The sequence below is a fragment of the Paraburkholderia sp. BCC1884 genome, assembly GCF_900996225.1.
Taxonomy (GTDB): Bacteria; Pseudomonadota; Gammaproteobacteria; order Burkholderiales; family Burkholderiaceae; genus Paraburkholderia.
Genome location: NZ_CAAJGL010000070.1, coordinates 1 through 25,597, shown reverse-complemented (window position 1 = coordinate 25,597; position 25,597 = coordinate 1). Strand labels below are relative to the sequence as shown.

The window sequence follows — 25,597 nt, the reverse complement described above, 5'->3', positions numbered from 1 at the left end:
ACAAATTCCAGACGTAGGTTCACGGTATCTCTCGGGTTCCATGACATGGCCAGCTCCGGAAAAAACGTTTCCGAAGTGTTACCCATGTCCCGATACACCTGTTACCTATGTCCCAGTTCCATACACCGCCGCAAAGAAAGTAAGCAAAGAAAGCGGGCTCACACCGCCAGCTCATAAGTGGGGCCCTTGCGCAGCGACGATAGCGGCCCATCTGGAATCCGGGCCCCCGCGCACTCCACGTTCGTGGCACAGCAGTCATTCTTCCGGCGGCGCTGCGCGCGCCCCCGGGCCGCTCCCAAACCATCGGTTTCGGTGGACCCATCCGCCGCGCGCAGCGCCGGGCGGGAGGGATGATGGCTTTGTCACGAACGTGGAGTGCGCGACGGCCCGGATTCCAGATGGACCACTGCCTCCTCCAAGCCGGAGGGGCCGCTTCCCGGCTGGCGGTGTGAGCCCGCTTTCTTTGCTTACTTTCTTTGCGGCGGCAAAGAAAGTGAGTGCCCCCCCGCACAGGGGGAACGCTAATAGACCACCGTGACCTCAAGGAAAGGCCAAAACCCCAATCAGCCAACCAGACACCCCCTCCCGGCAAAAAATCCCCACCCCCCCCTCGCCGCTTATAATCAACCATTCCATGCATCCACCAGCTGACAGCCACATGAGCGAGACCCCGAGCGCCACCTCACCCGACACCCTCTCCAAAAGCTTCGAGCCGCATACCATCGAAGCCCACTGGGGACCCGAATGGGAAAAGCGCGCCTACGCAGCGCCGTCCTTCGACGCGAACAAGAAAGACTTCTCGATCCAGCTGCCGCCGCCGAACGTCACGGGCACCCTGCACATGGGCCATGCCTTCAACCAGACGATCATGGACGGCCTCACCCGCTATCACCGCATGCTCGGCGAAAACACCCTGTGGGTGCCGGGCACGGACCACGCAGGCATCGCCACGCAGATCGTCGTCGAACGCCAGCTGGACGCCCAAGGTGTCTCGCGCCATGACCTCGGCCGCGAAAAATTCGTCGAACGCGTCTGGGAATGGAAGCAGCAATCCGGCTCGACCATCACGAATCAGGTGCGCCGCATCGGCGCGTCGATCGACTGGTCGCGCGAATACTTCACGATGGACGACAAAATGTCGACCGCCGTGCGCGACGTCTTCGTACGCCTGTATGAACAAGGCCTGATCTACCGCGGCAAACGCCTCGTCAACTGGGACCCGGTCCTGATGACCGCCGTTTCCGATCTCGAAGTGGTCAGCGAAGAAGAAAACGGTTTTCTCTGGCACATCCAGTACCCGCTCACCGACGGTTCGGGCCATCTGACGGTCGCCACCACGCGTCCGGAAACCATGCTCGGCGACACCGCCGTGATGGTCCACCCGGAAGACGAGCGCTACCTGCACCTGATCGGCAAGACGGTCACGCTGCCGCTCTCCGGCCGCGAAGTGCCGGTCATCGCCGACGACTACGTCGACCGCGAATTCGGCACCGGCGTGGTCAAGGTCACGCCCGCGCACGACCAGAACGACTATGCGGTCGGCCAGCGCCACGGCCTGCCGATGATCGAGATCCTCACGCTCGACGCGAAGATCAACGACAACGCGCCGGAAAAATACCGCGGCCTCGACCGCTTCGACGCCCGCAAGCAGGTGGTCGCCGACCTCGAAGCGCTCGGCGTGCTCGAATCGACCAAGCCGCACAAGCTGATGGTGCCGCGCGGCGATCGTACCAACGTGATCATCGAGCCGATGCTCACGGACCAATGGTTCGTCGCCATGAGCAAGCCGGCGCCGCAAGGCACCTTCAATCCGGGCAAATCGATCGCCGAAACCGCACTCGACGTGGTGCGCAGCGGCGAGATCAGGTTCGTGCCGGAAAACTGGAGCACCACGTACTATCAGTGGCTCGAGAACATCCAGGACTGGTGTATCTCGCGCCAACTCTGGTGGGGTCATCAGATTCCGGCGTGGTACGGCGAAAACGGCGAGATCTTCGTCGCCAACACCGAAGAAGAGGCGCGCGCCAAGGCTGTCGCCGCCGGTTACACGGGCGCCCTGAAGCGTGACGAAGACGTGCTCGACACGTGGTTCTCGTCGGCGCTGGTGCCCTTCTCGTCGCTCGGCTGGCCGAACGAAACGCCGGAACTCAAGCACTTCATGCCGTCGTCGGTGCTCGTCACCGGCTTCGACATCATCTTCTTCTGGGTCGCGCGCATGGTCATGATGACCACGCACTTCACCGGCAAGGTGCCGTTCGACACCGTGTACGTGCACGGTCTCGTGCGCGACGCCGAAGGCCAGAAGATGTCGAAGAGCAAAGGCAATACGCTCGACCCGATCGATATCGTCGACGGCATCGACCTCGACACGCTGGTCGCCAAACGCACCACTGGCCTGATGAATCCGAAGCAGGCTGCATCGATCGAAAAGAAAACCCGCAAGGAGTTCCCGGAAGGCATTCCGGCCTTCGGCACCGACGCGCTGCGTTTCACGATGGCGTCGATGGCCACCTTGGGGCGCAACGTCAACTTCGATCTCGCGCGCTGCGAGGGCTATCGCAATTTCTGCAACAAGTTGTGGAATGCCACCCGTTTCGTGCTGATGAACTGCGAAGGCCACGATTGCGGTTTCGGCAAGCCGGAACAGTGCGGCGAATGCGGCCCGGACGGCCATCTGCACTTCTCACCCGCCGACCGCTGGATCGTCTCGCGCCTGCAGCGCGTCGAGGCTGAAATCGCCAAGGGTTTCGCCGACTATCGTTTCGACAATGTGGCCAACGCCCTATACAAGTTCGTATGGGACGAATACTGTGACTGGTATCTCGAGCTTGCCAAGGTTCAGATCCAGACGGGTCAGCCGAACCAGCAGCGCGCCACCCGCCGCACGCTGCTGCGCGTGCTCGAGACGGTGCTGCGCCTCGCGCATCCGGTGATTCCTTTCATCACCGAAGCGCTGTGGCAGAAAGTGGCGCCGTTGGCCGGGCGTTATCCCGAGGGCATGGCCGAGGGCGAAGCGTCCATCATGGTGCAGCCGTACCCCGTTGCCGAACCGTCGAAGATCGATGAAGACGCGGAAGCATGGGCGGCCGACCTGAAAGCGGTGATCGATGCGTGCCGGAACCTGCGTGGCGAAATGAATCTGTCGCCGGCGGTCAAGGTGCCGTTGCTCGCCGCCGGCAATGCGGAGCGCCTGCGTACCTTTGCTCCGTATGCTCAGGCGTTGGCCCGTTTGTCGGAAGTGCAGATCATTGCCGACGAGGCAAGCCTGGATGCGCAAGCGGATGGCGCGCCAATTGCTATCGTAGGTAGTGACAAGCTCGTGCTGAAGGTGGAAATCGATGTCGCTGTCGAGCGCGAGCGTTTGTCGAAAGAGATTGCGCGGTTGAGCACGGAAATCATCAAGTGCAATGGCAAACTGCAGAATGAAAGTTTCGTTGCAAAGGCGCCACCGGCAGTCGTAGAGCAGGAGCAGAAAAGACTGGCTGAATTCGAAGTCACCGTGGGCAAGCTGAAAGCCCAACTGGCTCGCTTGCCGGCCTGATCGACGCTCCATGCCCGCCCTTGTCGCGGCGGGCAGGACCGAAAGCTAAACAGAGGATTCAGGGTAATCACATGCTAAAAGTTACAAAGGCGGTATTTCCGGTAGCAGGTCTTGGCACCCGGTTCCTCCCTGCCACGAAAGCGAGCCCGAAAGAGATGTTGCCGATCGTCGACAAGCCGCTGATTCAATACGCGGTGGAAGAGGCAATGGCGGCCGGCATCACCGAAATGATCTTCGTCACGGGCCGCAGCAAGCGCGCGATCGAGGACCACTTCGATAAGTCATACGAAATCGAGGCCGAGCTGGAAGCGCGGGGCAAGGACAAGTTGCTGGAGTTGGTGCGCAGCATCAAGCCGAGCCATGTCGACTGTTTCTACGTGCGTCAGCCGGAAGCGCTGGGTCTTGGCCACGCGGTGCTGTGCGCGGAGAAGCTGGTGGGCGACAACCCGTTCGCCGTGATTCTCGCGGACGACCTGCTGTACGGCACGCCGCCAGTCATGACGCAGATGATCGAGGTGTTCGACCACTATCACAGCTCGGTGATCGGCGTGGAAGAGATTCCGCACCAGGAAACCAAGTCGTACGGGATTGTGGACGGCAAGGAGTGGGAAGACTCGATCATCAAGATGTCGGGCATCGTCGAGAAGCCGGAGCCGAACGTGGCGCCTTCGAACCTTGGCGTGGTGGGCCGCTACGTACTGAAGCCGCGGATTTTCGATCACATCCGCTCGATCAAGCCGGGCGCCGGCGGCGAATTGCAGCTGACGGACGCGATCCAGTCGCTGCTCGCCGACGAGCAGGTGCTGGCCTACAAGTATCACGGCACGCGTTTCGATTGCGGCAGCAAGCTGGGCTATCTGAAGGCGACGGTTGAGTTCGCGCTGCGTCACCCGGAAGTGGCGGCGGATTTCGAAGAATATCTGCGCACCCGCTCACCGGTGCTGGTAGGCTGAACGGCGCGAGTCGCGCTTTGGCTGGATTTGCCTCTCGATAGCATCACGCTGATGTAAAAAAAGGCGCTGTATCCCGTGTTGGCGGGTACAGCGCCTTTTTGTTTAGTCTGCGCGGTTCGCGACTTGACGGCTTGGTGGATTGCCGGGCTTAGCGGCGTTTCATCAAAAACGTGAAGACCTTGTCTTGCGCCGAGCTTTCGATGATTTCGTTGCCCGTTTGTTTGGCGAACGCGGCGAAATCGCGCTGCGAGCCGGGGTCGGTGGCCAGCACCTTGAGGATCTGGCCGCTTTCCATATCGGCGAGCGCCTTCTTGGCGCGCAAAATGGGCAGCGGACAGAGCAGCCCGCGCGCATCGACTTCCTTGTGAATCTGAATTTGCATCGACGATGACCTTCGGGGTGGACGGGGTGTCGGTTTTTTTGTTGACGACCGGGGTTGGGGAGATTCTACAGGAGGGTGTTCGGGGGTGGTTTTCGGCTTTTTGCTTGCCATGCAGACAAAACCCCCTCACAAATCAACCGCCTCCCCCCACACCAACGACTCCCTCATCGCCACCCCAATCCGCGTGGCCTCCAGCGCATCGCCGAGCGTGGCGCCGGCCTGCGCGCCCCCCCCAACCGCCTCGACAAACGCCCGCGCCTCATACAAAAACGCCTCTTCGAACCGGTCAAAGAAGCTCGGCGTGCACTCATTACGAACACCCGTGGCATCATAAATCTCAACCCGATTCGCCCGTGGATTGCGCCCGATCGTCAATCCACCCGCGGTGCCGATCACCTCGCTATGCGTATCGTTCCCATGCGCCTGCGTCCGCGATGCATAAAACATCGCCAACTTCCCATCTTCGAATTCACAAATCGCCACACCGTTATCGACGTCGTCGAATTCCCGCAAGCCTTCGTGCAACGCAACCGCCCCCGCCGCGAACACCCGCTTGGCCCGCGGCCGGCCCAGCAGCCATCGCGCGACATCGATATCGTGCACGGTACAGTCGAGAAAAATCCCGCCAGACGTCGCCGCGAAGCGCACGAAGAAACCCTCCGTGTCGTTCATATCCGTGGTCTGCGAGCGCACCAGAAACGGCCGCCCAATCTTGCCGGCCTGAACCTTGTCGAACGCGTCGCGATAGCTCGGATCGAAGCGCCGCATGAAACCAATCGTCGCCACCAGATGCGGATAACGCTCCGCCTCCGCCAACACCCGCTCGCACTCGGCAAGATCGAGCGACAACGGCTTTTCGCAAAACACATGCTTGCCAGCGCGCAAGGCGTCGACAATCTGCTGCGCGTGTAATGACGACGGCGTCACCAGCCATACCGCATCGACCTCGCGATCCGCCAGCAATGCAGCGTAGTCGTCGTAGAGACGCGGTGCAGGCAAGGCCTCGCGCGCCCACGCCCGCTCCTCCTCCACCGGACTGCAAGCGGCCACGAGCGAAGCCCCCGGCACGCGATACGCCAGGTTCTCCGCATGCCGCTTGCCGAGCCGCCCCAAGCCAACCACACCCACCCGCAACCGCCCCGCGCCCGCCGTCATCACGATGCCTCGCCGAGTTTGACCGCGCGTCCCTCGCGCCATGAACGCGTGGCCGCATCAGCCAGTTCGAGCGCTTTCAGACCATCGGCCACCGTCGTGCGCACCGGCTTGCCATGGGTAATCGCGTCGAAGAAATGGGCAATCTCCAACGCATACGCCGCGCGATATCGCTCGAGGAAAAACGCCTCCGGCACGTCGCTCGACACTTCCGTTTTCGAATACGCAGTGACTTCCGTCGGCCGCACGTTGCCCGCCTGCAGCATGCCCGCACTGCCGAGCACTTCGAAGCGCTGGTCGTAGCCATAAGCCGCGCGACGGGCAGTGTTGATCTGGCACAACCGGCCACGCTTCGTGCGAATCGTCACGGCCGTCGAATCGATGTCGCCGGCCTCGGCGATCGCCGGGTCGCTCAGGCAACTGCCCGTGGCATGCAGCGTGTCGGCTTCGTCGTCGAGAATCCAGCGGAAGATGTCGAAGTCGTGAATCAACATATCCTTGAAAATGCCACCCGAATGCCGGATGTACTCGACCGGCGGCGCGCCCGGATCGCGGCTCGTCACGACCAGCATTTCCGGCGTGCCGATCTCGCCCGCGTCGAGTCGCGCCTTCAAGGCGGAGAACGTCGGATCGAAGCGCCGCTGAAAGCCGATCATGCACACCACGCCCGCCCGCTCCACCGCTTCGGCACAGGCACGAGCCCGCTCCAGGGTCAGGTCGACCGGCTTCTCGCAAAAGACATGCTTCTTCTGCGCAGCAGACTTCACGATCAGATCCGCATGCGTGTCCGTGCTCGAACAGATCACCGTGGCCCCGATCGAGGCATCGCCCATCGCGCCGTCGATATCCGCAACCTGCGCGCCATGCTCGGCCGCGAGCGCCGCAGCCGCCTCGCGGTTTACGTCGACCACGTACTTGAGCCGCACGCCCGGTTGCCGCGCGAGATTCGCCGCGTGAATCTTGCCGATACGCCCCGCGCCGAACACGGCTACGTCGATCGTCTTTGCCACATCAGTCATCGTATCCTCCAGTGTCTTTGGATTCTTCAACGTTCAATTCGAGCTTGTACGCAAGCGCAATGAACAACGCCTGGCACAAACAGATCGTGCTGGTCAGCGAGCGAAATGCGAATGCACTGCCCTCTTTCACATACAGTTGCGTGGTGGCATAACGGGACAACGGCGATAGTTGGCTATCCGTAATAACCAGGGTCTTCGCCTGATGATGATGAGCGACGCGCAAGCAATACTGCGTCTCCTTGCCGTACGGCGCGAAGCTGATCGCGATCACTACGTCGCCCTTCTTCACGCTGCGAATCTGTTCCCGGTACATGCCGCCGAAACCGGAGACGAGATGCACGCGCTTGGGCGTGTGCTGCAGCGCGTAGACAATGTAGCTCGCCACCGGAAACGAGCGCCGCACGCCGATCACATAGATGTTGTCGGCCTGCTGCAGCATCTTGACGGCGGCGTCGAACTGCTTGTCGTCCAGACCCGCCTCGAGTTCTTCGAGCCCACCGCGTGACGCCGCAATGAATTCGCGCGCCACCGAGCCCCCCGACAAAGCGCCGGGCTTCTCGTCGATCAACTTGCGAATGCGTTGCTGATAACTGGTCGCCGACGATCCCTGTCCCGTATAAGCCTGACGAAACACCGCCTGCAGATCGGAGAACCCGGAAAATCCGAAGCGCTGCGCGAAGCGCACCACCGCCGACGGGTGCACGCCGCAACTCGCGGCAATGTCGCTCGTGCGATCCACCATCACGCTGGAGCGATGTTGCTCGATATAACTCGCGACGTTCTTCAACTGACGCGGCAGCGCCTCGTAGTTCTCCGCGATGCGCTGCATCAATTCTTCGACGCTCGGCAAATCTTCGGTGCTCTCTTCCGCCATGGCTCTCTCTTAAGTGCTTTATTGCAGTGCGGCAACCGCCTGTAATGCCCGCCGCACGGCGTCCTGACGCTGCCGATTATAGGCAGGCACCTCATCAAATGGAATGTATTTTCCATTTTTATTTGTCATGAAATTTTCATTGCAACAGGCTGGAAGATGGCCTAATCTTGGTCGTGAGCGATGGTGTTCCGGCGCATGCGTGTGACGGATTGCACAGCACGTTTGCCCTGCCAGACGCTCCCTTCAATAACGACAGACCGAGAAAGGTGGAGACAATGAGACTTTGCAAGGGCAAGGGTGCGCTCAGCATTCTGGTGACGGCATTGACGTTGGCGACGGGATTCGGTGCGGCCTCGAGCGCCAGCGCAGCTGACGCTCACTTCGTGCTGATCAGCCACGCACCGGATTCGGATTCATGGTGGAACACCATCAAGAACGCCATCAAGCAGGCCGACGAAGACTTCAACGTCGAGACCGACTACCGCAACCCGCCGAACGGCGACATCGCCGATATGGCACGACTGGTCGAACAGGCCGCCGCACGCAATTACGACGGCGTGATCGTGTCGATCGCCGACTTCGACGTGCTGAAAAGCTCGATCGCCAAGATCACCGAAAAGCACATTCCGCTAGTCACGATCAATTCGGGCACCGAACAGCAAAGCGCCCAACTCGGCGCGATCATGCACGTGGGCCAGCCTGAATATGCCGCCGGCAAAGCGGCCGGAGAAAAGGCCAAAGCGGCGGGCATCAAGTCGTTCCTGTGCGTGAACCATTACGCTACGAATCCGGCTTCGTTCGAACGCTGCCGTGGTTTTGCCGAAGCGCTCGGGGTCGACTTCAAGACCTCGACACTCGACGCGGGGCAGGACCCGACCGGCGTGCAATCGAAAGTGAGCGCCTATCTGCGCAATCATCCGAACACCCAGGCCGTACTCGCACTGGGGCCGCTCTCGGCCGATCCGACCATCAAGGCGCTGCAACAGATGGGCCTTGCGGGCAAGGTCTGGTTTGCGACGTTCGACTTCGACAGTGACATCGCGAAGGGCATTCAGGACGGCACGATCCAGTTCGCGATCGACCAGCAGCCGTACTTGCAAGGCTATATCCCGGTCGCCGTGCTTGCGATCGTGAAGAAAAATCACACCACCGACCCCACGAAGATCCGCCAGATCCTTGAAGCCGATCCGAAGTTCAAGGCACGGCTTGCCACTTACGGTCTCGCGCCTTCGTATGGACCGCGCAACATCGGTTCGGGTCCCGGCTTCATCACCAAAGCCAATGTCGACAAGGTGCTCAAGTACGCGGGGCAATACCGCTAGACCGTGTAGCACCTACGCCGCCACCCTGGCGGCAAGCATGAAACGAACGGGGACCGGCCAGATCGCTCTGGCCCGGTCCGCACGCACCCGTTCGTCATGTTTTACGTGCAGCTTCTAATGCATTCACCTGCATCAAACGCCCCACGGGTTTCCGCGAATCAGTTGCCCCAACGGCGTATCAAGGAGAGCTTCATGGGTGTAGCCAACCTTTTCCATCCTCATCATCGCAAACAGCCCCCCGTCGATCCGCAAGATCCGTCAGCACCGGCTGCGACTACGACCGCCGTCGCCGCCGACGAGCGCGTGCGCAAGGAATCGTGGTTCCGGCATCTGCTCAACCGCCCGGAATTCGCGGCGTTGGCCGGCACCGCGATGGTCTTCATCGTGTTCGGCGTGGCGGCCGGCAATTCGGGGATGTTCAACCTCGACGGCGTGATGAACTGGTCGCAAGTCGCGGCCTATCTGGGGCTGATCTCGGTCGGCGCCGCCGTGCTGATGATCGCGGGCGAATTCGATCTGTCGATCGGCTCGATGATCGGCTTCGCCGGCATGATGGTGGCGCTGCCCACCATGTATTTCCACTGGCCGATCTGGCTTGCCATCATCTTCGCGTTCGTGGGCTCGATGCTGCTCGGCGCGCTGAACGGCTATCTCGTGATGCGCACGCGACTGCCGTCGTTCATCGTCACGCTCGCTTTCCTGTTCATCCTGCGCGGCCTGACGCTGGCGCTCTCGGTGATGTTCGCCGACCGCACCATCATCTCCGGCGTCGGCGACGTCGCCAAACAGGACTGGCTCGCGCACACGCTTTTCCAGGGCGTGGCGTTCAGAGACGTATTCGTCTGGCTTGGGCACATGGGACTCGTGAAAATGCTCGACAACGGGATGCCGCTCGTGCCCGGCATTCCCAAAGTGCTGTTGTGGTGGCTCGCGCTCGCCATCGTGTGCGCCTTCACGCTGGCGAGAACCCGCTTCGGCAACTGGATCTTCGCCGTCGGCGGCGACGCCAACGCGGCCAAGAACGTCGGCGTGCCCGTGCGGCGCGTGAAGATTTCGCTGTTCGTGCTGACCGCCTTCTGCTCGTGCCTGTATGCGGTGCTGCAAGTGTGCGACATCGGTTCGGCCGCAGCCGACCGCGGCCTGCAGGCCGAATTCGAAGCGATCATCGCCGCGGTGATCGGCGGCACGCTCCTGACCGGCGGCTACGGCTCGGTGGTCGGCGCCTGTTTCGGCGCGCTGATCTTCGGCGTCGTGCAGATCGGCATCACCTACACCAACGTGGATTCGGACTGGTTCCGCGTGTTCCTCGGTGTGATGCTGCTGGTCGCCGTGCTCTTCAATCACTACGTGCGCAGCCGCGTCGCGGCGTCTCGCTAAATTTCGGCAAGGAGTTCACGATGACCACCATCGAACCGGGCGACGACGACATCCTCTCGCTCGAAAACGTCAGCCGCTATTTCGGCAACATCATTGCGTTGAAGGACATCACGATCCGCCTGAAGCGTGGCGAGGTGCACTGCCTGCTCGGCGACAACGGCGCCGGCAAATCGACCTTGATCAAGACGCTCGCCGGCGTGCATCAACCGAGCGAAGGCACGTATCGGGTCGACGGCAAACCGGTGCGTTTCACCTCGCCCAAAGATGCGCTCGATCTCGGCATCGCTACCGTCTATCAGGATCTGGCGCTGGTGCCCTTGCTCTCGGTCGCGCGCAACTTCTTCATGGGACGCGAGCCGCAAAAGAAACTATTCGGCTTCATCAACGTGATGGACCTCGAGGAATGCGCGAGCGCCTCGCGTGACAAGCTCGCGGAAATGGGCATCAACGTGCGCGACCCGCATCAGCCGATCGGCACGATGTCCGGCGGTGAAAAACAGTGCCTGGCGATTGCGCGGGCGATCCACTTCGGCGCGCGCGTGCTGATTCTCGACGAGCCGACCGCCGCGCTCGGTGTGAAGCAGAGCTTCAACGTGCTCAAGCTGATCCACAAGGCGCGCGCCAAAGGCATCTCGGTGATCTTCATCACGCACAACGTACACCACGCGTATCCGATCGGCGATTCGTTCACGCTGCTCAATCGCGGCCGATCGCTCGGCACCTTTACCATGGACACCATCAGCAAGGACGAAGTCCTCGACATGATGGCCGGCGGCGCCGAGATGCAGAAGATGATCGGCGAACTCGAAGGCGCGACGATCTGACCGATTCGCGTGCGTGGCCGGCGCTCCCACGCCGGTCGCCGCGTTCAGCTATTCAGGACTATTCATGGCTCATTCCAGCACATCCAGCGGGGCCGCCAGCAACGCCGCGGCCGCCACACCGGCAAGCGGCAGCCGTTTCGCGCCGGGCCGCAGCCGCGACCTCGTCTGCCTCGGCCGCCTCGCCGTCGACCTGTACGCGCAGCAGGTCGGCGCGCGGCTCGAAGACGTGTCGAGCTTCGCCAAATATCTCGGCGGCTCGTCGGCGAATATCGCCTTCGGCTGCGCGCGGCTCGGACTCGCAGCGGCGATGCTGGCGCGCGTCGGCAACGATCACATGGGGCGCTTTCTCACTGAGACGCTGACTAAAGAAGGGTGCGACGTCAGCCACGTGCGCGTCGATCAGGAACGCCTGACGGCACTGGTGCTGCTCGGCCTGAAAGACCGCGATACGTTTCCGCTGATCTTCTATCGAGAGAACTGCGCGGACATGGCCGTGGACGAAGCGGATTTCGACGAGGCCTTCATTGCCTCGTCGAAAGCGCTGCTGATTACCGGCACGCATTTCTCCACCGAACAGGTGAACCGCACGAGCCGCCGCGCGCTGGAATATGCGCGGCGCAATAACGTGCGGACCGTGCTCGACATCGACTACCGTCCGGTTCTATGGGGACTCACGGGCAAGGCGGATGGCGAGACGCGCTTTGTCGCAAGCGAGGGTGTCAGCGCGCATTTGCAGGGCATTTTGCCGCTGTTCGATCTGGTGATCGGCACTGAAGAGGAATTTCGCATCGCTGGCGGCAAAGCCGAACTGGTCGACTCGCTCGCGATGGTGCGCGCCGTGACGACGGCCACACTGGTACTCAAGCGCGGGCCGATGGGCTGCCAGATCATCGACGGCGCGGTGCCCGCCTCGCTCGACGATCTGCCGATGCAAGGCGGCGTGGAAGTCGAAGTGCTGAACGTGCTCGGCGCGGGCGATGCCTTCGCCTCGGGCTTCCTCTCCGGATGGTTGCGCGATCGACCGCTCGACGCCTGCGCGCGCGCGGCGAATGCAAGCGGCGCGCTGGTCGTCTCGCGTCACGGCTGCGCGCCGGCCATGCCAACGCCCGCCGAACTCGACTACTTCCTGCGCGAAGCGAAAGCCGATCCGCAGCGCATGCGCCGGCCGGATCGCGACGCGACACTGGCGCGACTGCATCGCGTTTCCCCTGCCCGCAAGCAGTGGGACGAAGTGCTCGGCTTCGCGTTCGACCATCGCAACCAGCTGTTCGAACTCGCCCAGCAAACCGGCGCCGACCTGGCGCGCATCCCGAAGCTCAAGGCCTTGTTCGTCGAAGCCGCGGCACAAACCGAGCGCGCCTTGGGACTGCAAGGCCGCATTGGCGTATTGATCGACGACCGCTACGGCCAGGACGCGCTGAACGCGGCCACCGGCCGTGGCTGGTGGATCGGCCGTCCGGTCGAACTGCCCGGCTCCGTGCCGCTCGTGTTCGATCATGGCCGCTCGATCGGCACCTCGCTGATCGCGTGGCCGCAGGAACACGTGGTGAAGTGCCTCGTGCAGTTTCATCCCGACGAACCTGTCGAACAGCGCCTCGAACAGGAAGCGCAATTGCGCGCGCTCTACGACGCGACCCAGGCAAGCGGCCATGAGTTGCTGCTCGAGGTGATTCCGCCCAGACATGCCCATCTGCCGCAAGGGCCCGACATCGTGTATCGCGCGTTGAAGCGTCTGTACAACATCGGCATCTATCCCGAGTGGTGGAAACTCGAACCGATGGACGCCGCTCAATGGCAAACCGTCGACGCGCTGATCGCCGAGCGCGATCCGTATTGCCGCGGTGTGGTGCTGCTCGGTTTGTCGGCGGCAGTCGAGCAACTGAACGAAGGCTTTCGCGCGGCGGCGCAATCGGCAACCTGCCGTGGCTTCACCGTGGGCCGCACCATCTTCCACGAGCCGAGCCGTGCCTGGCTCGCCGGCGAAATCGGCGACGACGAGCTGATCGCGCGCGTGCGCGGCACGTTCGAAACCTTGATCGCGTCGTGGCGCGCGGCGCGCGGCCCCATCAGCGCGCGGGCCGACGCCGCGCACACTCTCCATCAGGAGCAGGCGGCATGAACCAGCGCGTCTTGCATCACGATGCGGCGTCCGCCAACGACGCCGATCAATCCCATGTGCCGTCGGGCGGCACCGTCCGCCTGACGACCGCGCAGGCGCTGGTCCGCTATCTCGCCGCGCAGCGGGTTGCCAGCGACAGCGGCCACGGCACCGACCCGCTGTTCGGCGGCGTCTTTGCGATCTTTGGACACGGCAACGTGGCGGGCATCGGCGAGGCTTTGCATCAGCATCGCGAACAGTTGCCGACGCTGCGTGCCCACAACGAACAGGCGATGGCACATAGCGCGATTGCCTATGCGAAGGCCAACTTTCGCCGTCGCATGATGGCGGTGACGACCTCGATCGGTCCCGGCGCGACCAACCTCGTCACTGCCGCCGCGCTCGCGCATGTGAACCGGCTGCCGGTGCTGTTGCTGCCCGGCGATATCTTCGTGTCGCGTGCGCCCGATCCGGTACTGCAGCAGGTCGAGGATTTCCACGACGGCGGCGTCTCCGCCAACGACGCGCTCAAACCCGTGTCGCGTTACTTCGATCGCATCGTGCATCCGGCGCAGTTGCTGAGTGCCTTGCCGCGCGCGCTGCGCGTGCTGACCGACGCCGCGTTGTGCGGCCCCGTCACGCTCGCTCTGCCGCAGGACGTGCAGGCGCAGGCCTGGGACTTCCCGGTCGAGTTCTTCGCGCCGCGCACGGTTACGTTCCATTCGCCCGCGCCGCGCGCCGAAGAGATCGACGCCGCTTGCGCGCATCTGCGGCGCGCCAAACGTCCCTTGATCGTAGCGGGCGGCGGCGTGCTCTACGGCCGCGCCGCCGATGCGCTGCAACGCTTCGCCACCACCCACGGCATTCCCGTCGCGGAGACCCAGGCCGGCAAAGGGTCGCTCGCATGGAACGATCCGCTGAACGCGGGCGCGCTGGGCGTGACGGGCTCACCGGCCGCCAATGCCCTCGCCCACGACGCCGATTGCGTGCTGGCCATCGGCACACGCCTGCAAGACTTCACGACCGGCTCGAACACCTTGTTCACCGAAGCCGACGTCATCGGCATCAATGCCAATGCGTTCGACGGCCTCAAGCATCGCGCGCTGGTGGTCGAAGCCGACGCGCGTCTCGCGCTCGACGCGCTCGCCGAACCGTTGCAAGGCTGGCACGCCGACCGCGCATGGACCGCGCGGGCCCACAAACTCGCGGCCGGCTGGCGCGATACGGTAAGCACGCTCACGCATGCGCCGCAGCGCGACACCGTGCTGCCTTACGAGGGCGACGTGATCGGCGCGGTGCAACGCTCGAGCGCGAGTTCGGCGTCCAACGATATCGTCGTGTGCGCGGCCGGCACCCTGCCCGCCGAATTGCATAAGCTGTGGCGCGCCGGCAAGCCGGGCGCGTATCACGTCGAGTACGGTTATTCGTGCATGGGCTACGAGATCGCCGGCGGCCTCGGCGTCAAGCTCGCGCGCCCCGCGCGCGAAGTGATCGTGATGGTCGGCGACGGCAGCTATCTGATGATGAACAGCGAGATCGCGACCTCGGTGATGATCGGCGCAAAGCTGATCGTGGTGGTGCTCGACAATCGCGGCTACGGATGCATCAACCGCTTGCAGCAAGCCTGCGGCGGCGCACCGTTCAACAATCTGCTGGCGGACTGCATGCAGGGGCCGCTGGGTGCGCCGCACATCGACTTCGCCGCGCATGCGCGCGCTCTCGGTGCACAGGCCGAGCACGTGGCGAACATCGGCGAACTCGAAGCGGCGTTGCAACGCGCGCGCGCGTCCGATCGCACCTACGTAGTCAGCATCGACACCGACCCGGCCCGCACCACCGACGACGGCGGCTGGTGGTGGGAAGTCGCCGTGCCCGAAGTCTCGACACGCAGCGCGGTCCGCGAAGCACGCGCGAAATACGACGCGCAGCTTCTGGCGCGCGCGGAACCGGAAAGCGCGGCCGACACCTCTGCGCACACCGACAACGATTGAGGACGCCAGCATGACTTTCGACGTACGTATCGGCATCAATCCCTTATCGTGGATGAACGACGATCTGCCCTCGCTCGGCGGCGAGACGCCGCTCGACGTGGCGCTCACGGAAGGCCGCGAGATCGGCTATCAGGGCTTCGAACTCGGCAACAAGTTTCCGCGTGAGCCGCAGGCCTTGAAAACCTTGCTCGCACAATACGATCTCGCGCTGGTGTCCGGCTGGTATTCCGGCCGACTCGCCCGCCGCAGCGTCGCAGAAGAAATCGCCGAGGTCGGTCCGCATCTCGATCTGCTCGCGAAGAACGGCGCGACGGCCATGGTGTACGGCGAAGTCGCCGATTCGATTCAGGGCGCGCCGCAGCCGCTGTATCAACGGCCGCGTTTTTTCAGCGAGGCGCAGTGGGCCGCCTACGCCGCACGGGTCGACGAATTCGCGCGCTATACGCTGAGCCGTGGCGTGCGGCTCGCCTACCATCATCATATGGGCGCCTATGTCGAGACGCCGGCCGACGTGGATCAATTGATGGCACGAACGAGCGATGCAGTCGGCCTGCTGTTCGACGCGGGGCATATCACGTTCGCCGGCGGCGATCCGCTGGCGGTGCTCGACAAGCATATTGGCCGCGTGTGCCACGTGCATTGCAAGGACGTTCGACCCGCCGTCATGAAACTGGCGCGCAACCGCAACTGGAGTTTTCTCGAGGCGGTCATCAACGGCGCGTTCACGGTGCCGGGCGACGGCGCGGTGAATTTCCCCGCGATCATCGCGCGGCTGAAGCGGCACGGTTATCAAGGCTGGCTGGTGGTCGAAGCAGAACAGGACCCGGTGGTGGCGCCATCGTACGAGTACGCGCAAAAAGGCTTCAGGACATTACGCGACCTAGCCGATGCCCCGCTCGACAGCGCCGCCACGACTGAACAGGAGGCAGCATGAGCTTGCTCGTAAAGGCGCAGCGCGAGGGCCAGACGATCGCGCGGGTCACGCCCGAGTCGGCGTTCTGGCGCTACGTGGGATTCGCCGCCTATCGGCTGGGTGCGGACGAAGTCGTGCACGTGCTCGAACCGAAGCGCGAGGTCTGCATCGTCGTGCTGACGGGCGCAGTCGATATCGAAACCGAGCAAACCAAATGGACCTCGCTCGGTTCACGCGATAGCGTATTCGAAGACGCCGCGCCCTACGCCGTGTACTTGCCGCCAGGCGTGCGAGCCATCGTTCGGGCGAATCGCGATGCGGAGATCGGCGTGGCGAGCGCCCCGGCCAAAGGCGAGCTTTCGGCGCGCCTGATCGAGCCCGCTTCGATGAAGCGCGCCACACGCGGCAAAGGGCTGAATACGCGATACGTCTGCGATATTCTTCCGCAGACCGAACCGGCGGAGTCGCTACTCGTGGTGGAAGTGAGAACGCCGGGCGGTCACGCGTCAAGCTACCCGCCGCACAAGCACGACACCGACAACGTCCCACACGAGAGTTCGCTCGAGGAGACTTACTACCACCGCCTCGATCCGCCGCAAGGTTTTGCGTTCCAGCGCGTGTACACCGATACGCGCGATATCGACGAGTCGATGGCCGTCGAGAATCGCGATGTGGTGATGGTGCCGCGCGGCTATCATCCCGTGATCGTGCCGTATGGGTACGACTCGTATTATCTGAACGTGATGGCGGGCGGTCAGCGCGTCTGGCATTTCCGTAACGATCCGGCGCACGAGTGGATCATCAATAAGGAAGATTGAAGCTGGGCTAATTTCACGCGCGGCGCTTTTTGACGAAGCGCCGCGCGCGGTTTCTCTTCGCTTACTTTCGCGCGGCCAGATCCACGTCGAGGCCGCCGTCGGCGCCCATTCTCACAGTGCCTTTCGACACATCGTGACGATACCCATACAGATCGAACTTCATCACGCCTGGGTTCGAACTGTCCTGGATGAACGTCCGCGTGTTCGTCACCAGCGAGTTGAACATCTTCACGTCACCCGATTCGATCCATACGAAGCTTCGGCCTGCGCTCGCCGGCGGCCGTGCGGGCGGTACGGCGGCGTCGCGCCTGAACTTCAGCACGAGGCCTTCGTCGGTGACCGTCGCGCTCGCGAGACGTCCCTGCAGGACCGGCGGCGGAAATACCGTGTACTGATCGAACACCAGCTGGTTACCTTCCAGCTTCACGCCCTTACGCGTAAACGGCGTCAACGAGGCCAACGGAATATCCAGCGCGCGCAGCAGTCCGGCTTGAGGCACGCCGAGCACCTTCACCGAGGTCGGTTCATAGACGAGATGGCGTTCGTCTTTGGCGACGATCGTGCCGCTCATCGTGGTCGGCAACCACACGCCGGGGAAATGATTCCATAGCTTGATGCCGCCCGTGACTTCCAGCTTGCCATCCACCGGTTTCAACTGCAGATCGTTGAGCGAGCGCGGCGCGTAGTCGAGCAGGTAGTCGTTGAATAGCGCGGCCATCGCGGGCCACGGCTCCACCACTTCGCCGCCGATGATGCGGATATCGTACTGATCGGGATCGTCCAGATCGACGGGTTGGCCGGGATGCTTCGGGACCATTTGCGCGTCGAGCGAGCGCACGTGAAAGCCGATGTGGCCCGACACGTAGAAATCCACGTTCTCGACATGAATCAACGGCACGGGTCCCGGCGAACGACGTTCATCGCCCAGCGCCGAACCCGGTGCCGCCATGCGCTGCCCTGAGAACGCCGCGCGCGTGCCGACCGGAATCGCACGCGCCACGGAAGCAGTCCGCAAGTTTTGCGGCACGTGTTGCCAGACGAGCCGCGCCTGCGCGAGCGCGGTCTGTTGCGCGCGGATGTAGCTGTCGTTGAAGCGCGCGGCGGCGCTGCCGGTTGGCAATGGCGGCTCGTTCGCCGCGCTCGCCAGCGTCGTATACGACGGCAGATGCACGTCCAGCGCGCCCGCTTCGTCGAAGGTCAGATAGCCGGCCGCCATCTGCTCACGATAGTGGTACAGGTCCAGCACGAAGGGGGCGTTGGCGTCGAGCGGCGTGATCGCCATGTCGATGTTCATCGGCATCGAGCGCATGAATTTCACGTCGCCACCCTGCACCAGCATGCCGCGAGCCGGCATGCTGGCGGGCCACGCGATGTTGGGCACGGTGCGGTCGTCGAGCGTGAAGCGCACGCCGGCGGCGCTCGTATCGATGCGTGTGATCGTCATGCGCAGCGCGGGCGGCGGCGTCAGTTTGGCCACCTGCATGACGACGTCGTCGCCGTCGAGCCGCGCAATCGGCGTGTCGAGCGTCAACAGGTCGGCCATCTTCACATGGGCCGCCTGCATCAGCTTGTCCGCGCCCACGCCGGCCACTTCGACGTGATCGGGATGGAACACCAGTTCGTCGGCATTGCGCATCGACAGCGAGCCGCTCAGGACGATCGGCACCCACGTGCCGCGATGCATCTCGCCGGTGATGCGCAAGCTGCCGCCGTCCTGCGGCACGACCTTCATGTTGCGCAACGGCGAGCCCTGATACTGGAACAGATAGCGGTCGAAGATCGCGGTGAGTTTCGCACCGTCAAGCGTCACGTCGCCGCGATGCACGTTGATGGTCACGCTGGTCGGATCGTCGAACACAATCGGCTGACCGGGGCGAGCCGGGCTCAGTGTCGCCGCCATGTCGTGAATCATGAAGCCGATATCGCCGGTCACGCGGAAGTCGACGTCGCGCGCGAACATCAGCGAGCCGTCGATGCCGGAGTCGCGCAGCGTCAACGGACGGCTGCGTTTTTCGGCCATGCCGCTCGCCGATGGCACGCGCCCGGCGACGCTCTGTTCGGCGGCTAGCTGTTTGGCTTTCGCGAGTTCGAGCGCGGGGCGTGACGAGGATGTGGGTTGCGCGACGTCGGCGCTCGCGTTATCGCTGCGGCTCAAATCCGTCGGCTTCGACGGCGCGGGCATCGATGCCGCCTCGCTCGTGGTCGAACTCGCGTCGGCACATGCGGACATCAGCAACGCAGCGGCCATCAGAAGCGCGGCGCCTGCGCCGAGGTGCGAGCGCCAGGCAGGTGAGCGCCCCACGTGTTCTCCGGAAGGCGAGCTCAAAGATAGCGCGCTATCGTCATGCGCCACCGGTTCGTCCACTGCGCGTCTCTGTTTCACGATGTCTCCTCCTGAAGCCGCGACGCGTCTTTTCGCGCGTCGATCGCGGCATGATCGAGAGCACAAACAGCGGCTTTAAACATCAACTCGCCGATGCGCGCCTTTGACCTGATTGTCTTGATTTGTCAGCGCGCTGCCGACAAGATTTCTGGAGGACGTTCACCAAACGATCAAGCGTTTGAATCGAGCGATGCAGTGATCCAGGAGCCGCGTGTAGTGGGCGTATGCGGCGCGTCGCCGGATTGGATTCAAACGCCATGCAAACGCGATTTCACGGTGCTTCAGGGCCGTGAGTCGAACATCTCGGTGGGGAGATGCCGGTAAGCCCGTCGAAAGCCGGGGTCGACGAGCTTGCCGCGCTGCAATATCCGGCTCATGGAAAACTGTGCCGGTCAGCCCACGCCGAGCCATTCCTGCATCACGTCGGTACGCTGCAAAAAAGTCGGGAGGTCGGCTTCGAATACGATCTCGCCATGTCCCATCACGGCAACCCGGCTGGCAATATCCTGTGCGATCACGAGGCGCTGTTCGATCAACAGCATCGCCACGCCGCGATCACGCAGCAGGCGCAAACATTCGCCGATCTGCGTCATCACGAGACTCGCGAGGCCTTCACCAGGCTCGTCGATCAGCAACAGGTCGGGGTCGCCCAGCAAGGCTCGCGCGAGCGTCAGCATCTGCTGTTCGCCGCCCGACAACGCTCCCGCGCGAGTGCGTTTGCGTTCGCTCAGGACCGGAAACAACGCGTAGGCGTCGTCGAGGCTGAAGCGCGCGGCATGGCCGCGAGTTCGTGGCGCGATGCCGAGTTGCAGGTTCTCCTGCACGCTCAGGGTTGGGAAAACGTCGCGATGTTCCGGCACGTAACCGAGCCCGAGACGCGCGATCTCGAAGGTGCGCAAGCCATCGAGCGAGCGGCCTGCGAAACGTAATTCGCCTTGGTTGTGCACGAGTCCCATGATCGCGCGCGCCAGGGTCGAGCGGCCGGAGCCGTTACGGCCGACCAGCGCCAGCACCTCGCCCGCTTCGATATGCAGCGTCACGCCGTGCAAAGCCTGGCTCGCGCCATACCATGCGCTCAGTTCGCGAATCTCGAGCAAGGCGCTCATGCGTCGAACCCTTCGCCGAGATACGCGGCGCGCACGGCCGTGTCCGCGCGAATCGCCGCCGGCGTTCCGCTCGCGATGATGCGTCCTTGCACCAGCACCGAAATGCGGTCGGCGAGCGCGAAGACCGCGTCCATGTCGTGCTCGACCATCAGCAACGTGCGACCGGCCGTGGTCTCGCGGATCAGTTCGATCGTGCGCGCGGCTTCGGCGCGATTCATGCCGGCGGTCGGTTCATCGAGCAACAACGTGTGCGCGCCGCTCGCGAGCGCGATGCCGAGGTCGAGCGCGCGCTGCCCGGCATAGCTGAGCGTGCCGGCAGGCACGTGACGCTGATCGCTCAGGCCGACGGCTTCGAGCACCTGTTCCGCGCGGGCGTCGACGGTGTGCGAGCCGGTGAAGCGCTGCCACCAGCGCGCGCGGTCGCGTTCCGACAGCATCGCCGCACAGCGCAGGTTGTCGAATACGCCGAGCCGCGCGAAGACGCTGGTGGTCTGGAAACTGCGCGCAAGACCACGACGCGTGATCGCGGCCGGCGCGAGCCGCGTGATCTCCGCACCGAACAGGTCGATACGTCCGGCGTTCGGCCGCGTGGCGCCGGCGATCAGATTGAAGAGTGTCGATTTGCCCGCGCCGTTCGGGCCGATCAGCGCGTGACGCTCGCCGGGTTCGATCGCAAGGTCGACACCGCGCAGAATACGCGTCGAGCCGAACCGTTTTTCGATGCCATATAGTGCGAGAGCAGGGATCATCGCGCGGCTCCGTCGGTGTGCGTGGCGCCCCGACGCACGGTGACGCGAGGCGCGAGGCGTGCTTGCGCGCGAATCGCACCAAGCGTCGACATGGCGCCTGAAGCGACCAGCACACAGAGCGTCGCGCCGAGCCATAGCGGTGACGAAATTGCCGTCAACGGCAGGCCGGTGGTGGAGACGGCCGCGCCCTCTTCCACGCCGAATTGCGCCGCGTAAGCCCATTGCACGGCGAGCACGATCGCGGCGGTCCACAGTAGCGCGGCGGCCGTCCCCCACAGATAGAGCGCTCGGCACACTTGCCAGCCGTGGCCGGCTACGCGCGCGGCGTGACGCTGTGCGAAGCCCGTCAACCCATCCGGCGACACGACCACGATCACGATGAAGAACAGTCCCAGATAGAAGAGCCACGCGCGCGTCATACTCGCGACCACGACGCTGAACAAGGTCAGCACGATCGCACCCGCGACCGGCCCGAAAAACGCCGCCGTCCCGCCGATCACCGTGGCGATCAGCACCGCACCCGAGCGCATCATGCCGACGCTTTCCGTCGAGACCAGTTCGATATTGATCAGCCCCAGCGTCCCCGCGATGCCCGCGAAAAACGCCGACAGCACCACCACGCCGTAGCGCATACGGCGCGGATAGCAGCCGATCGCCGCCGCGCGCGCCGGGTTGTCGCGCACGGCGTTGGCAAGCCGCATGAAGGGCGAGCGCGACAGCGCGAACATCGCGCCGCTCGCCAGCAGGCACCAGATCGCGATCAACGCATAGGCCTCGCGCGCGGGGCCGAAGCTCCAGCTGCCAAACAGCGGGCCGCTCGTGCGATCGATCGCGACGCCCGCTTCGCCGCCGAACCAGTCGGGCAGCGTCCACGAAGCGGCCGACACGAGCTCGCCCAGACCGAGCGTGATCATCGCGAAGGCGGTGCCGGCGCGACGCGTCGAGATAAAACCGAATAGCACGCCGCATAACGCGCCGCCGATCCCGCCGAGCAAAGGCAACAGCACGAGCGGGACACCGAGGCGATTGAAAACGTGCGCGGCCAGCAAGGCGCCGAGGCCGGAAAACGCGGCATGGCCAAACGAGAGCAAGCCGGTTTCGCCGAGCAGCAGGTTGTACGAGAGAGCGAACACGATCATCGTCGCGGTCTGCGCAAGATAGGCGAGCAGCCAGCTTTGCGGCCAGACGAACGGCGGCACGACGAGAAAGAGAACGAGCGCCAGCCAGGGAGCCAGCGAGCGCCATGCAGCGGCCCGCGACCGTTCACGCATGATCGTCACGCCGGCCGAACAGCCCGCGTGGCCGCAGCGCCAGCATCGCCACGAGCAGCACGTAGGGAATCAGTGGCGCGAGTTGCGCGAGCGTCAGGCCATCCCATTCGGGCGGCAACGACGCGCCGAAAACCGACAGCGCATCGCCCAGCGACACATCGCTCGCCACGGCCAGCGTTTGCACGCAGCCCACCAGCAGCGACGCGGCCAACGCGCCGCCCAACGAACCCAAACCGCCGATCACGACCACCACGAATACGATCGAGCCGAGCGATTCCGCCATGCCCGGTTCGATCACGAAGAGCGGCGCGCCGATCACGCCCGCCAGCGCGGCGAGCGCCGTGCCGGCCGCGAATACGCCGGTGAAGACACGTGGCACGTTATGGCCGAGCGCTTCGACGGCACTCGCGTGAGTGAGCGCGGCGCGTACGATCAGTCCCGCCTTCGACACGCGCAACACCGCGTACAGCAGGCCCAGCATGATGAGCGACACCGCCATCATGAAGGCGCGGTAGCGTGCGAAGGCCGCGCCGTAGACGGTGAACAAAGGACCGTCGAGAACCGGCGGCACGGTGGCGGAAAGCGGACTCAAACCCCACACCAGTTTGACCAGTTCGCCGAGCAGATACGCGGCGCCGAAGGTCAGCAGCAATTCGGCGAGATGGCCGTGTGCGCGAACCCGGCGCAACAGCCAGCGCTCCAGCGCCGCGCCGAGCAAACCGACGACGAGTGGCGCGAGCACCAGCGCGCTCCAGAATCCGGCATGCGCGGCCACCGAAAAACCGACGTAAGCGCCCAGCATGTAGAAACTCGCATGCGCGAAATTCAGCACGCCTAGCATGCTGAAAATCAGCGTCAGTCCGGCTGAAAGCATGAAGAGCAGCAGCCCGTAACTGATGCCGTTCAGCAGATTGATGACGAAAGACTGCACGCGCCTACTCCGCGGGCGTCGCAACGTTTAGCGGTTCGAGCGCCGCGCGCAATTCGTCGGGCAAGGTCACCGGACGGCGCGTTATGCGATCCACGTACACGTGCACGAAGTGTCCTTGCGCGGCGGGTTGATCCTCGCCCTCCTTGAAGAGCCCTACTTCGTAACGCACGCTCGTCGTGCCCAACCGCACCACCCGCAGGCCCGCGTCGATACGCTCGGGAAATACCAGCGGGGCGAAGTAGCTGCAATGTGTCTCGACCACCAGACCGATCGTTGCGCCGTGTTCGAAATCGAGCACGCCGGCGCGGATCAGATACTCGTTCACGACCGTGTCGAAGTAGCTGTAGTAGACGACGTTGTTTACGTGGCCGTAGACGTCGTTGTCCATCCAGCGTGTGGTGATCGGCAGGAAGTGACGAAAATCCTTTCGCTCCGACGCTTTGGGCCTGACAAGCCCACCTGAAGCCAAGTTTTTGTCCATAGATATCCGAATGAGCCTGGCGCCTCTAACTGTATTTCCTGACACCCATGTTCACCCCGAACCTCGAATCATGAGAGGTCGACGGATATGAAGTTCCGCATTCGCATTCGCTCTGCCAGGAAGCCGGAACGCACGGGCTGGGTATCGAAGGACAAATCCGGAGTAATTCTATCAGTGCAGGATGTGGACGAAGTCCACGATACAAGGCGATAGGCGGAAATCCGGAAGAGCAGGTTTTCGGCAATGCCTTGGTCAAGGACTAACAGGCGGCGATCGAACCGCTCATCGAGACCCGCCTCTACACGGACGAGTTGAGACCCGACGAGTAGCAGTCGAGAAGCTGCGGATCAAGAAAAGCAATACGGATCGCTATTATCATTTTTTTACATTAGCCGAACAATTCGGGTCTCGAATCCCGCTTCCTGTAAATACCAAGCCAGATTGGAGAATCTGGTTGCCACCATCTGAGACCGCGCATCGTAATCCAAACCCGGCCAGATGAATATTCGGGAACCAATCCGACAGTATTTTAAATATATGCCACTCGCATTGGATAGCTGGCCCATTTATCTGAAGTTTCGTAAAATCGCGCGTTAAGCGGTGCTCAGTCAATCAGGACAGAATAGAGGCGATATGGGAGCGCAAGACACCATCGGGGCACTTACTGGCGGGCTCGTGCAAAACGACCGTCTGCTCAAGCTGGATAGCCCCTTGGGCAGTAATGTCCTGTCGCCCCGACGGGTGATTGGTTATTCACGGATTGGCCGCCACTACGAATTCACGGCTGATGTCGTGTCCACCTCCGACACGATTGAACTCAAGAAACTGATCGCCCAACCGGTGACGCTTTGGATTCAACAGACGGACAGGTCCTATCTGCCTCATCACGGATACGTGCATACCGCACGGCGTCTTGGGTCGGACAGCGGGCTCACCAGTTATCAGATCGGCTATGCATCATGGATGCTTTTCCTGCGCTTTCGCAAGGACGCACGAATCTGGCAGGACAAGTCGGCCGACGAAATCCTGACGGATGTTTTCAACATGCATCCGCAGGCCCAAGGTGCATTTCGCTTTGCGTTGAGCAAGCCGTTGCCCTCGCGTTCGTTCTGCATGCAATACGAGGACGACTGGAATTTCGTCCACCGGTTGATGGAAAACGAAGGGCTGTTCGGCTACTTTGAGCAGGCCAGCGACGGTAAATCGCATACGCTCATCGTCACGGACAGTCTCGACACGTGCCAGCCTCTTTCACCGCAGACAGTGCAGTTTTATCGCGCGGGCACAAACAGTGAAGCCGATGCCCTGGTTCAGTGGTCGGGCACGCGAACACTGCAAAGCACGACACTCACGACCCGCACCTTCGATTACAAGGCACCCGCTTCTCCTGGCTTTGCCAAGGGCACAAACAT

At 63.1% G+C, this 25,597-nt stretch carries 20 protein-coding genes; 10 read left to right on the top strand and 10 right to left on the bottom strand.

Features of this window, described 5'->3' with window-relative positions:
* The first annotated feature begins 658 nt into the window (after positions 1 to 658).
* Entirely contained in the window at positions 659 to 3,541 is a 2,883-nt protein-coding gene (locus FQ705_RS15295; protein WP_144142506.1) for a valine--tRNA ligase, read from the top strand.
* Between the two features lie 71 nt (positions 3,542 to 3,612).
* A complete protein-coding gene (gene galU, locus FQ705_RS15290) occupies positions 3,613 to 4,494 on the top strand; it encodes a UTP--glucose-1-phosphate uridylyltransferase GalU (RefSeq protein WP_144142504.1) in 882 nt (293 codons plus the stop codon).
* A gap of 148 nt (positions 4,495 to 4,642) precedes the next feature.
* Here galU and FQ705_RS15285 read toward each other — a convergent pair whose 3' ends face one another.
* From FQ705_RS15285 to FQ705_RS15270, 4 genes are all read right to left on the bottom strand, one after another.
* Positions 4,643 to 4,870, bottom strand: a complete 228-nt coding sequence (locus FQ705_RS15285; RefSeq protein ID WP_144142511.1) for a sulfurtransferase TusA family protein — start codon at positions 4,868 to 4,870, stop codon at positions 4,643 to 4,645.
* Between the two features lie 132 nt (positions 4,871 to 5,002).
* Positions 5,003 to 6,031, bottom strand: a complete 1,029-nt coding sequence (locus tag FQ705_RS15280) for a Gfo/Idh/MocA family oxidoreductase (RefSeq protein WP_144142510.1) — start codon at positions 6,029 to 6,031, stop codon at positions 5,003 to 5,005.
* Positions 6,031 to 7,047, bottom strand: coding sequence for an inositol 2-dehydrogenase (gene iolG, locus FQ705_RS15275; RefSeq protein ID WP_144142502.1), 1,017 nt, complete (start codon positions 7,045 to 7,047; stop codon positions 6,031 to 6,033). The genes FQ705_RS15280 and iolG overlap by 1 nt, the downstream gene beginning before the upstream one ends.
* Positions 7,040 to 7,921, bottom strand: a complete 882-nt coding sequence (locus FQ705_RS15270) for a MurR/RpiR family transcriptional regulator (RefSeq protein WP_144142500.1) — start codon at positions 7,919 to 7,921, stop codon at positions 7,040 to 7,042. Before FQ705_RS15270 ends, iolG begins: the two co-directional genes overlap by 8 nt.
* Positions 7,922 to 8,196: 275 nt before the next feature.
* Here FQ705_RS15270 and FQ705_RS15265 point away from each other — a divergent pair, with 275 nt between their 5' ends.
* From FQ705_RS15265 to iolB, 7 genes are all read left to right on the top strand, one after another.
* A complete protein-coding gene (locus tag FQ705_RS15265; RefSeq protein WP_144142499.1) occupies positions 8,197 to 9,243 on the top strand; it encodes a sugar ABC transporter substrate-binding protein in 1,047 nt (348 codons plus the stop codon).
* A 192-nt stretch (positions 9,244 to 9,435) separates the two neighbouring features.
* On the top strand, positions 9,436 to 10,620 hold the full coding sequence (locus FQ705_RS15260; protein WP_144142497.1) for an ABC transporter permease: 1,185 nt from the start codon (positions 9,436 to 9,438) through the stop codon (positions 10,618 to 10,620).
* A 20-nt stretch (positions 10,621 to 10,640) separates the two neighbouring features.
* Positions 10,641 to 11,444: an ATP-binding cassette domain-containing protein gene (locus tag FQ705_RS15255; RefSeq protein WP_144142496.1), complete on the top strand. Its 804-nt coding sequence runs from the start codon at positions 10,641 to 10,643 to the stop codon at positions 11,442 to 11,444.
* Between the two features lie 64 nt (positions 11,445 to 11,508).
* A complete protein-coding gene (iolC, locus tag FQ705_RS15250) occupies positions 11,509 to 13,563 on the top strand; it encodes a bifunctional 5-dehydro-2-deoxygluconokinase/5-dehydro-2-deoxyphosphogluconate aldolase (RefSeq protein WP_144142494.1) in 2,055 nt (684 codons plus the stop codon).
* Positions 13,560 to 15,533 carry a 3D-(3,5/4)-trihydroxycyclohexane-1,2-dione acylhydrolase (decyclizing) gene (iolD, locus tag FQ705_RS15245; protein ID WP_144142492.1) on the top strand — a complete coding sequence of 658 codons (1,974 nt, stop codon included), beginning with the start codon at positions 13,560 to 13,562 and terminating at the stop codon, positions 15,531 to 15,533. Before iolC ends, iolD begins: the two co-directional genes overlap by 4 nt.
* Positions 15,534 to 15,543: 10 nt before the next feature.
* Complete coding sequence (iolE, locus tag FQ705_RS15240) at positions 15,544 to 16,467, top strand: myo-inosose-2 dehydratase (protein ID WP_144142490.1); 924 nt, start codon at positions 15,544 to 15,546, stop codon at positions 16,465 to 16,467.
* Positions 16,464 to 17,264: a 5-deoxy-glucuronate isomerase gene (gene iolB / locus FQ705_RS15235; RefSeq protein ID WP_144142488.1), complete on the top strand. Its 801-nt coding sequence runs from the start codon at positions 16,464 to 16,466 to the stop codon at positions 17,262 to 17,264. The genes iolE and iolB overlap by 4 nt, the downstream gene beginning before the upstream one ends.
* A 61-nt stretch (positions 17,265 to 17,325) precedes the next feature.
* Here iolB and FQ705_RS15230 read toward each other — a convergent pair whose 3' ends face one another.
* The 6 genes from FQ705_RS15230 to FQ705_RS15205 all read right to left on the bottom strand — a co-directional run bounded on the left by FQ705_RS15230 (position 17,326) and on the right by FQ705_RS15205 (position 24,185).
* On the bottom strand, positions 17,326 to 19,512 hold the full coding sequence (locus FQ705_RS15230; protein WP_260854524.1) for a hypothetical protein: 2,187 nt from the start codon (positions 19,510 to 19,512) through the stop codon (positions 17,326 to 17,328).
* 527 nt (positions 19,513 to 20,039) lie between these two features.
* Entirely contained in the window at positions 20,040 to 20,753 is a 714-nt protein-coding gene (locus tag FQ705_RS15225) for an ABC transporter ATP-binding protein (protein WP_144142484.1), read from the bottom strand.
* Positions 20,750 to 21,502, bottom strand: a complete 753-nt coding sequence (locus FQ705_RS15220) for an ABC transporter ATP-binding protein (protein WP_144142482.1) — start codon at positions 21,500 to 21,502, stop codon at positions 20,750 to 20,752. The genes FQ705_RS15225 and FQ705_RS15220 overlap by 4 nt, the downstream gene beginning before the upstream one ends.
* Positions 21,499 to 22,773 (bottom strand): branched-chain amino acid ABC transporter permease, encoded by a 1,275-nt coding sequence (locus FQ705_RS15215; protein WP_144142480.1) that lies wholly within the window; start codon positions 22,771 to 22,773, stop codon positions 21,499 to 21,501. Before FQ705_RS15215 ends, FQ705_RS15220 begins: the two co-directional genes overlap by 4 nt.
* On the bottom strand, positions 22,766 to 23,704 hold the full coding sequence (locus FQ705_RS15210) for a branched-chain amino acid ABC transporter permease (RefSeq protein WP_144142478.1): 939 nt from the start codon (positions 23,702 to 23,704) through the stop codon (positions 22,766 to 22,768). Before FQ705_RS15210 ends, FQ705_RS15215 begins: the two co-directional genes overlap by 8 nt.
* A gap of 4 nt (positions 23,705 to 23,708) precedes the next feature.
* Positions 23,709 to 24,185, bottom strand: a complete 477-nt coding sequence (locus FQ705_RS15205; RefSeq protein ID WP_260854521.1) for an acyl-CoA thioesterase — start codon at positions 24,183 to 24,185, stop codon at positions 23,709 to 23,711.
* A 633-nt stretch (positions 24,186 to 24,818) separates the two neighbouring features.
* Here FQ705_RS15205 and FQ705_RS15200 point away from each other — a divergent pair.
* A partial coding sequence (locus tag FQ705_RS15200; RefSeq protein WP_186307875.1) for a phage late control D family protein occupies positions 24,819 to 25,597 on the top strand: 779 nt, incomplete at its 3' end.

Bases quoted from the DNA above. Each gene is read 5' to 3' on its own strand.
- FQ705_RS15265 (WP_144142499.1), top strand. From the start codon at position 8,197: ATGAGACTTTGCAAGGGCAAGGGTGCGCTCAGCATTCTGGTGACGGCA.
- FQ705_RS15225 (WP_144142484.1), bottom strand. From the start codon at position 20,753: ATGAGCGCCTTGCTCGAGATTCGCGAACTGAGCGCATGGTATGGCGCG.
- galU (WP_144142504.1), top strand. From the start codon at position 3,613: ATGCTAAAAGTTACAAAGGCGGTATTTCCGGTAGCAGGTCTTGGCACC.
- iolD (WP_144142492.1), top strand. From the start codon at position 13,560: ATGAACCAGCGCGTCTTGCATCACGATGCGGCGTCCGCCAACGACGCC.
- FQ705_RS15255 (WP_144142496.1), top strand. From the start codon at position 10,641: ATGACCACCATCGAACCGGGCGACGACGACATCCTCTCGCTCGAAAAC.
- FQ705_RS15215 (WP_144142480.1), bottom strand. From the start codon at position 22,773: ATGCGTGAACGGTCGCGGGCCGCTGCATGGCGCTCGCTGGCTCCCTGG.
- iolE (WP_144142490.1), top strand. From the start codon at position 15,544: ATGACTTTCGACGTACGTATCGGCATCAATCCCTTATCGTGGATGAAC.
- FQ705_RS15270 (WP_144142500.1), bottom strand. From the start codon at position 7,921: ATGGCGGAAGAGAGCACCGAAGATTTGCCGAGCGTCGAAGAATTGATG.
- iolC (WP_144142494.1), top strand. From the start codon at position 11,509: ATGGCTCATTCCAGCACATCCAGCGGGGCCGCCAGCAACGCCGCGGCC.
- FQ705_RS15205 (WP_260854521.1), bottom strand. From the start codon at position 24,185: ATGGACAAAAACTTGGCTTCAGGTGGGCTTGTCAGGCCCAAAGCGTCG.
- iolG (WP_144142502.1), bottom strand. From the start codon at position 7,047: ATGACTGATGTGGCAAAGACGATCGACGTAGCCGTGTTCGGCGCGGGG.
- FQ705_RS15230 (WP_260854524.1), bottom strand. From the start codon at position 19,512: ATGGCCGCTGCGTTGCTGATGTCCGCATGTGCCGACGCGAGTTCGACC.
- FQ705_RS15280 (WP_144142510.1), bottom strand. From the start codon at position 6,031: ATGACGGCGGGCGCGGGGCGGTTGCGGGTGGGTGTGGTTGGCTTGGGG.
- FQ705_RS15260 (WP_144142497.1), top strand. From the start codon at position 9,436: ATGGGTGTAGCCAACCTTTTCCATCCTCATCATCGCAAACAGCCCCCC.
- FQ705_RS15295 (WP_144142506.1), top strand. From the start codon at position 659: ATGAGCGAGACCCCGAGCGCCACCTCACCCGACACCCTCTCCAAAAGC.
- iolB (WP_144142488.1), top strand. From the start codon at position 16,464: ATGAGCTTGCTCGTAAAGGCGCAGCGCGAGGGCCAGACGATCGCGCGG.
- FQ705_RS15220 (WP_144142482.1), bottom strand. From the start codon at position 21,502: ATGATCCCTGCTCTCGCACTATATGGCATCGAAAAACGGTTCGGCTCG.